The sequence below is a fragment of the Cupriavidus sp. CuC1 genome, from assembly GCF_044627735.1.
In the GTDB taxonomy this organism is placed as follows: domain Bacteria; phylum Pseudomonadota; class Gammaproteobacteria; order Burkholderiales; family Burkholderiaceae; genus Cupriavidus; species Cupriavidus ulmosensis.
In genome coordinates, this window is sequence record NZ_JBIUHC010000280.1 from 1 (window position 1) to 7162 (window position 7162).

General features: G+C 65.6%; 7 protein-coding genes and 1 riboswitch. Of the genes, 3 read left to right on the forward strand and 4 right to left on the reverse strand.

All coding sequences use genetic code 11. The features are described from left to right. Positions 1-752: 752 nt before the first annotated feature. Together ACGLHR_RS50035 and ACGLHR_RS50040 are read right to left on the reverse strand one after the other, a co-directional pair. A complete protein-coding gene (locus ACGLHR_RS50035) occupies positions 753-1379 on the reverse strand; it encodes a trimeric intracellular cation channel family protein (RefSeq protein WP_400103352.1) in 627 nt (208 codons plus the stop codon). Positions 1380-1600: 221 nt separating this feature from the next. Further along, positions 1601-2185, reverse strand: coding sequence for a TMEM165/GDT1 family protein (locus ACGLHR_RS50040; RefSeq protein WP_400103354.1), 585 nt, complete (start codon positions 2183-2185; stop codon positions 1601-1603). A 9-nt stretch (positions 2186-2194) separates the two neighbouring features. Next, positions 2195-2381, reverse strand: a riboswitch (yybP-ykoY riboswitch). A gap of 234 nt (positions 2382-2615) precedes the next feature. Between ACGLHR_RS50040 and ACGLHR_RS50045 the strand changes: the two genes are divergently transcribed. After that, positions 2616-3206, forward strand: a complete 591-nt coding sequence (locus ACGLHR_RS50045; RefSeq protein ID WP_400103355.1) for an NADAR family protein — start codon at positions 2616-2618, stop codon at positions 3204-3206. A 16-nt stretch (positions 3207-3222) separates the two neighbouring features. Here the strand turns inward: ACGLHR_RS50045 and ACGLHR_RS50050 are convergent, their stop codons facing one another. Both ACGLHR_RS50050 and ACGLHR_RS50055 read right to left on the reverse strand, forming a co-directional pair. After that, complete coding sequence (locus ACGLHR_RS50050; RefSeq protein ID WP_400103357.1) at positions 3223-4227, reverse strand: Bug family tripartite tricarboxylate transporter substrate binding protein; 1005 nt, start codon at positions 4225-4227, stop codon at positions 3223-3225. A gap of 62 nt (positions 4228-4289) precedes the next feature. Further along, positions 4290-5714, reverse strand: a complete 1425-nt coding sequence (locus ACGLHR_RS50055; RefSeq protein WP_400103359.1) for an amidase — start codon at positions 5712-5714, stop codon at positions 4290-4292. 224 nt (positions 5715-5938) lie between these two features. Here ACGLHR_RS50055 and ACGLHR_RS50060 point away from each other — a divergent pair, with 224 nt between their 5' ends. Together ACGLHR_RS50060 and ACGLHR_RS50065 are read left to right on the forward strand one after the other, a co-directional pair. After that, complete coding sequence (locus ACGLHR_RS50060) at positions 5939-6634, forward strand: GntR family transcriptional regulator (protein WP_400103361.1); 696 nt, start codon at positions 5939-5941, stop codon at positions 6632-6634. A 310-nt stretch (positions 6635-6944) separates the two neighbouring features. Next, the coding region (locus ACGLHR_RS50065) for a MerR family DNA-binding transcriptional regulator (protein WP_400103363.1) at positions 6945-7162 on the forward strand (218 nt) is incomplete at its 3' end.

Here is a 7162-nt window from a genome sequence, read left to right on the forward strand (position 1 = left end):
ACCCTGCCAATGCCCAGAGATTCGTGGTGGTCCCCCCGGTAGCGGCCACCACGAATTTCAAGCCGTCTGTCGCTCGCAGCGCGGGCGGCCACGAAGTTGCAGGCGTCCCGTTTCCGTCGCGGGCGCGGTGGCACCGAAAAAAATAATGCCGAGGCATTCACCACCGCGTCCACCCCACCACGAAACCATCACGGTGTGATATATCGTGGCGCTTTGCACCGGTACCGGCAGATGGGTGAATTGGCAGGAATGCTGCTACCGGGGGCCTCACCACGAAACCAGCGTCATTAACAGGATCGTGGCCAATCAAACCGGTAACGGCACGAGTGAATTAAAACCCGGGGCCTGACGACGAAACCATTGGGGTTCCCAATGACGCCACGCCAGCCTCCTGCAAGGATCGCTTTCTTTTGGTTACTTTTCTTTACGAGCGAGTAAAGAAAAGTGACATCTCACACGTTCCAAAACGGCCAACACCGTACAGCCGCGACAGCAGCTAGAAGCATCAAAACCCCGCCCACAAGAGCCCCCCCGCGTCAGCGGGCCACTATGCCAAACCAAAAATGCAAGCGCATTCCATAATACTGATTGCGATCACAGCGCATGCAAACTCGATTTTGCACCTGACACGACCGTCCGGGCACGCTCTGGTGTCGCGTCGGAGCGGCAGCGGAATCGTGTCTGCCTGGCTATGCCTGGAATGGGGGGGGCTTCGTCCTCGCAATCCATTACCAGATCTCGGATCTCGCCTCTCACCAGGCCGGTACCTTCGGCAGGTGCCAGTCATGCTGCACGGCGAGCAACCGCAGCGCAAAGCAGCTGGCGCCGCCGGCCAGCGCCGCGACGGCCGGCGGCAGGCGGATGGCCCGGGCACTGACCAATACCGCGGATCCCAGCCAGGCCGCCGTGGCGTAGATGTCGGCGGTCAGCACGGTCGGCACCTGCGCCAGCAGCATGTCGCGCACCACGCCACCGCCGACGCCGGTGAGTGTTCCCATCAGCGTGGCGACAAGCGGGCGCACGCCGTAGTTCGTCGCCTTTTGCACGCCCGCCACGGCAAACAGCGCCAGGCCCGCCGCATCCAGCGCGATGATCAGTGGGCCGGTAAACCCCTGCGCCGCCGAGTGGAATACGAACGCCGCGGTGCCGGCAAGAAAGGCAAGGGCGGGATAGCGCCAGTCCCGGATCGCATTGGGCGGGGCCGCGCCGATCAGCAGGTCGCGGATGATGCCGCCGCCGACCGCGGTGACCAGCGAGACCACCAGCACGCCGAGAAAGTCCAGCCCATGCCGCATGGCGACGATGGCGCCCTCCACGGCAAACACGGTGGTGCCGGCAAGATCGGCTGCCAGCACGACGACTTCGGCTCTTGTTCTCATTGGGCTGATGAATTGGGCTCGGGGCGGGGCAACTGTAGGAGGATACTGGCCTCCGGGCAGTGGCGCCATAGACACCTGCTGGTGATATGCCCCGCGCGTGCATCGGTGGCGCGCTGCCGTTCATGGCTCGGCCAGCGTCGATAGCGGCCAGCCGTTCGCCACGCCTGCGCGCAAGCGCAAGCTGGCGAAGGCATGCGAGCTGGCCATGCCATGCAGCCGGCTCAGGTCCCCAGGTTCAGGCCGAAATTCACCTTGAACAGGATCAGGATGCCGAAGATGGCGAACAGCGCCGCGGCGACGAAGCGCATCTTGGCGAGCGGGATGATGCGGGTCAGGCGTTCACCCAGCAGCACCGCGGGCACGTTGGCCGCCATCATGCCGATGGTGGTGCCGACCACGACCATGCTCAGGTTGGCGTACTGCGCACCCAGCGCAATGGTGGCGAACTGCGTCTTGTCGCCCATCTCGGCGAGGAAGAAGGCGACCACGGTGGTGGCGAAGGCGCCGGCGCGCTTGCCGTTGTTCCCTTCGTCGTCCAGCTTGTCGGGGATCAGCGCCCAGGCGGCAAAGGCCAGGAAGGCGATGCCCAGCACCCAGCGTGTCACATCCGGGCTGACGTGCGACGCAGCCCAGTCGCCCAAGGCGGCGGCAAAGAGGTGGTTGAAGATGGTTGCGACGAAAATGCCCGCGATGATGCTCCCTTGCTTGCCGAGAAACCGGGAGGCCAGGAGAAAGGAAAGGAGCTGAGTCTTGTCGCCCATCTCTGCCAGGGCGACCATACTGAACGAAGCAATGAGTGCTTCCATGTGACATCCAAAGGGGGCCGGCAACAAACGAACCAATGACTTCGCTGCCCAGTGCCAGCCCCAGCTGGTGGACAGAAAAGTCAAAGGTCTCGCTGAGCCAATCAGGCTGCCGGCGCCATGGTTTTTTGTACCAAGTATGTTGACGCAGGCCCCTCCAGTGGGGACTGGAGGCTAGCTACTCCCCTAAGACGGCGCAAATAATACCATATGCTTGCGCGCGCGGGCGATCAAAGCGCCTTGGTCATGAACACCCGGCGATCAACACCAGGATGAACTCGAGCGCCGATGCCGTGGACACGAGATATGGCTCCTCACCAAGATCACTGCGCCGGGCTGCTGCGGATAGCGCCCTTTGACGCGCGCCAGTGCCGGGAACAATACTATAGGGTTCGCGCTAGCCCCATCCCTCGCCAGAATGCCACCAGCCACCATGAGCCAATCCCATCCGCATGCCTCGCATGCCTCGCATGACCACGCCAGCCTGATCCGCGCCGTCCGGCAAGGCCTGCAGCCTGACTACCTGTTCTTCTGGGGGCACAGCGCAAAGGCAGGCGCCCCGGTGGGCAAGGAATGCCTGTCGCAGTGGTGGCCCGCATCATTTTGCGTGGATGGGCAGAGGTATGCCAGCGCCGAGCATTTCATGATGGCGGGCAAGGCCCGGCTGTTCGGGGATGCGCAGGCTTTGTCGCGCGTCCTGGCGGCGCCGACGCCCGCCGCCGCCAAGCAGGTGGGGCGCGAGGTGCGCGGCTTCGATGCGCCGCGTTGGGACGCCGTGTGCCTGGACCTGGTGACGCAGGGCAATATCGAGAAATTCCGCCAGGACCCGGCGCTGGCCGGCTATCTGCTCGGCACCGGCGAGCGCGTGCTGGTGGAGGCCAGCCCGGTGGATCGCGTCTGGGGCATCGGGCTGGCGGCGGATGATCCGCGCGCCGGCAACCCCGAGCAATGGCGTGGGCCCAACCTGCTGGGATTCGCGCTGATGGCGGCGCGCGAAGCGCTCAGGGACGCTTCAGCGCGCTAAACCAGGCGAGCCTTGGTCAGTCCTCGGCGACGAAGCCGGTAGCCTCCACGATTGGCTTCCAGGCGGCGCGCTCCAGCTGGATGCGGTGCCGCGCATCCAGGCCCGGCCTGGCTGCCACTTCCAGCCCGAGGGCCTCCAGCTTGCCGGCGGTCGCGGCATTGCCGGAGGCGACCATGAACATTTTCTCGACCTTGGCAACGACATCCGGCTGGGTGCCGGCCGGCAGGAACGCGCCATACCAGCTGGTTGCGTAGTCGTACTGGCTGAAGCCTTGCTCCTTCAACGTTGGCACGTCCGGCAGCGCCTTGGCGCGCCGCGTGCCGCTCACACCCAGGAACTGCAGCTTGCCGCCCTTGTACAGCGGCATCATGCTGGCCACGGCATCCCAGCCGATCGATACCGTGCCGCTGATCACGTCGACCAGCATCGGGGACGCGCCGCGGTAAGCGGCCGGCGTGATGGCGATGCCGGCAGCCTTGCCCAGGGCTACCGTGCCGAGGTGGCCGGCGCTGCCGATGGTCGCCAGGCCCAGGCTGGCGCTATTGGGATTGCGCTTGGCCCACTCCACGTACTCCTTCATGTTCTTGTACGGCTGCTGCACGCCCGCCGCGATCACGGTTGGCACGTCGGTCAGCACGGCCGCGGGCACCAGGTCCTTGTCCGCGTCGTAGCCCAGCTTCTTGTAGGTTAGCGGGAAGATGGTGAACAGCGGCGACGGCCCGATGAAGATGGTCTTGCCATCCGGCTTGGCGCGCTTCACGTAGTCGAGCGCCAGGCGGGCCGATGCGCCGGGCTTGTTCTCCACGATGACGGTGCCGTGCCCATCCTGGCGCAGTTGCTCGGCATAGATCCGGGCGAGGCTGTCGGCCGCGCCGCCGGGGGCGTAGCCGACGATGATGTGCATCGCGGCATCCGAGCCTTCCGCTGCCCCGGCCGGCCGGGGCAGGGCGAGGACAGCAACGGCGCAGGCCGACAGCGCCAAGGTGTGGATCACGATGTTGCGGCGTAAAGCGTGGGTCATGGCGGATGCGGTTTCGCGGTTTCGATGTCTATCGGTGAGAAAGAGGGAGCGGTTCCAGCGGACTACGGTTGCGGCCACTGGCCAAGCAGCCCGTGCGACGCCTCGAACAGCGCCGACACGCGCAGCAGTTCGGCGTCGCCGCGGAACTGGCCCACCAGTTGGAAGCCGATCGGCAGCCCGTCGCTGCCGAAGCCGCAGGGCAGGCTGATGGCGGGATGGCCGGTCATGTTGAATGGCATGGTCCACGGGAACCAGTGCGCGCGCACGTTTTCGAAAGCCTGGCCGTCGATGTCGATGGTGCCGAACAGGTCCTGCCCGATGGGCAGCGCCGTGCGCGTCAGCGTGGGCATGGCGAGCAGGTCGCCGCGCTGCAGCAGCGCCTGCACCCGCTGGAACAGCTTCGTGCGGTCGAACATCGCTTGCTGGTATTCCACGCCGCTGACCTGCGCGGCGGAAGCCACCTGGCGCAGGAATGTGGCGCTGAGCTGGTCACCGTGTTCCTCGGCAATGGCGGCAAAGCGCGCGCGCCAGACCGTATGGTTGATGGCGCGCCAGATCGGCTCTACGTCGAAGCCTTCGCCGCAGAAGGGTTCCAGCTCCGCCCCCAGGCCGGCCAGCCTGGACAGGCTCGCCTCGAATGCCCGTGCCACCTCGGCCGATGCCGGGCGTCCCGGCGGCGTCAGGCAGTACAGGATGCGGCGGCCGCGCAGATCGCCTTGCGGGCGCGCCGCGCTGACATAGTCCGGCTTGGGCACGCCGATCGACCAGGGATCGCAGGCGTGCTCGCCGGCCATCGCCTGCAGCATCAGGCCGGTGTCCGCGACCGTGCGCGTGGTCGGCGTGACATAGGTCTGGTTGCCGAACAGGTCCTGCGCCTGGCTATGCGGAATCACGCCGTTGCTCTGCTTGATGCCGACCACGCCGTTGCAAGCGGCCGGAATCCGCGTGGAGCCACCGCCATCCGTTGCGACCGCCAGCGGCGCGATGCCGCTGGCCACGGCAACCGCCGCGCCGCCGCTCGATCCGCCGCTGGTGCGCTCGCGGCTCCAGGCATTGCGCGTGCGGCCAAACAACGGCGAATCGGTCAGGCATTTGGAGCCGAACTCGGGCGTGGTGGTCTTGCCGATCAGGATGGCGCCTTGCTCGCGCAGGCGGGCGATGGCCACTGCATCGTGGTCGGGCACGTTGTCCCGGTAGGGCGCCACGCCAAATGTGGTGCGCACGCCTTTTGTGTTGACGAGGTCTTTTGCGGTGAAGGGGATGCCGTGCAGCAGCCCAAGTGGCTTGCCCGCCATGACGGCTTGCTCGGCCTCGCGGGCGGCGGCCATGGCTTCGTCGGCGCACAGCGTGATGAAGCAGTTCAGCTCGGGCTGCAGCCGGGCGGCGCGGTCGAGCACAGCTTGCGTGAGCTCGACGGGCGAGATTTCCTTGCGGGCGATGCGGCCTTGAAGCTCGGCGGCGGACAGAAAGCAAAGCGCATCGCTCATCGGCGGGCGTCTCCAGAAAGCGTCTCGGGGGCCTGGATGCCGTGCCTTGCGAGGCTTTGGTTTTTGGATCCAGAATCCAGTGTTTGCGGCTATAGTAGACCCGTGGGCAGGCCTTGTAAACTGCGCCACACAAAGGGGATCACCCTGCGCCCAGCAGGCGCCGAGATGCGTGAAGCCGCGTGTAGTTGCGTGTAGTCGCGCGCAGTTACGTAAATAGGGGGCAAATGGCAGAAACGTTCGAATGGCAAGGCCGGGTGCGGCTGGTCGAGGAAGTCGCCCAGGTATTGCGCCAGCGCATCTATCGCGGCGTCTACCCGCCGGGCAAGCCGCTGCGGCAGGTGGAGATTTCCGAGGACCTGAAGATCAGCCGCACGCCGTTGCGCGAAGCCCTGCGCATCCTGGAGCGGGAGGGCCTGGTCAGCGCCGAGACGGCGCGCGGCGTGACCGTGGTCAGCGCGGATTTCCGGCAGTTGATGGACGCCTACGAGTTGCGCGAAGTGATCGACGGCCTGGCGGCCCGGCTGGCGGCGTCACGCGCCAGCGCGCTGGCCGGGGCGCCGTTGCGCGCCATCATCGAGGCGCAGCGGGGGAGTCTCGAGCCTTGGCTGCCCGAGGTCTATACGGCGGCCAATGTCGAGTTTCACACGGCCATCATCGGGCTGGCAGCGAACGAGTACCTGGCGCGGCAGGTGCCCATCGTGCATATGACATCGCAGGTGTTTGCGCCAAGGGTCCTGTTTGCCCGCGACCGGGCGCTGGCGGCCATCGAGGAACACGAGCAGATCGTGGTGGCGATCGAAGGCGGGGATGCCGACGCGGCGGAGCATCTGGCTCGCCTGCATATTCGCAATTCGATGGCGCGGCTGCGGGCGCTGGCGCAGCTGGAAAGCGACGACGTCGCGGTGGGTGCCGAGTCCTAGTCCTGACGGGAGGCTGCGAGGACCAGCTTCAAGGCTGCCGGGGCCCGCGCGGCAGCCGGCAGTTCTTGCCGCAGTGCCGGGTGGTGCCGGTTGACGCTTCTCGCTCCGAGGACAAGGGCCAGCAAAAAGGCAAGGAGATATCCCGCAAACGTAAGTGCTCCCATGTTTGACCCCCGATGCGCGCTCGCGCTATTTTTTTGCTAGCCGCGAGTATGCGCAAAAGCGTGCCCGGCCCGCTACCACTCGGCCGAGGGGGCTCTAACAGATTGATCGGAACCTAATCAATCAAACCTAAGTAAGTCTGTGCAGAATGGAAAAATTTGTGAGCATAGGCGAAGCGGCTAGAGCACTGAGTGTGTCAGTGGCGACGTTGCGTCGCAGGGAAGCCAACGGGAAACTGATTTCTGCGTATACGGCAGGCGGCCATCGACGCTATGATCTGGCGAAGCTACGTCCCGATCTGTACCTCGTGCCCGATTCTATGGAGCGAAGGACCGTGGCATATGCTCGTGTATCGAGCCACGATCA

Excerpts from the sequence above, each read along its gene's own strand:
- ACGLHR_RS50035 (WP_400103352.1), bottom strand. The coding sequence starts at position 1,379 with ATGAGAACAAGAGCCGAAGTCGTCGTGCTGGCAGCCGATCTTGCCGGC.
- ACGLHR_RS50040 (WP_400103354.1), bottom strand. The coding sequence starts at position 2,185 with ATGGAAGCACTCATTGCTTCGTTCAGTATGGTCGCCCTGGCAGAGATG.
- ACGLHR_RS50045 (WP_400103355.1), top strand. The coding sequence starts at position 2,616 with ATGAGCCAATCCCATCCGCATGCCTCGCATGCCTCGCATGACCACGCC.
- ACGLHR_RS50050 (WP_400103357.1), bottom strand. The coding sequence starts at position 4,227 with ATGACCCACGCTTTACGCCGCAACATCGTGATCCACACCTTGGCGCTG.
- ACGLHR_RS50055 (WP_400103359.1), bottom strand. The coding sequence starts at position 5,714 with ATGAGCGATGCGCTTTGCTTTCTGTCCGCCGCCGAGCTTCAAGGCCGC.
- ACGLHR_RS50060 (WP_400103361.1), top strand. The coding sequence starts at position 5,939 with ATGGCAGAAACGTTCGAATGGCAAGGCCGGGTGCGGCTGGTCGAGGAA.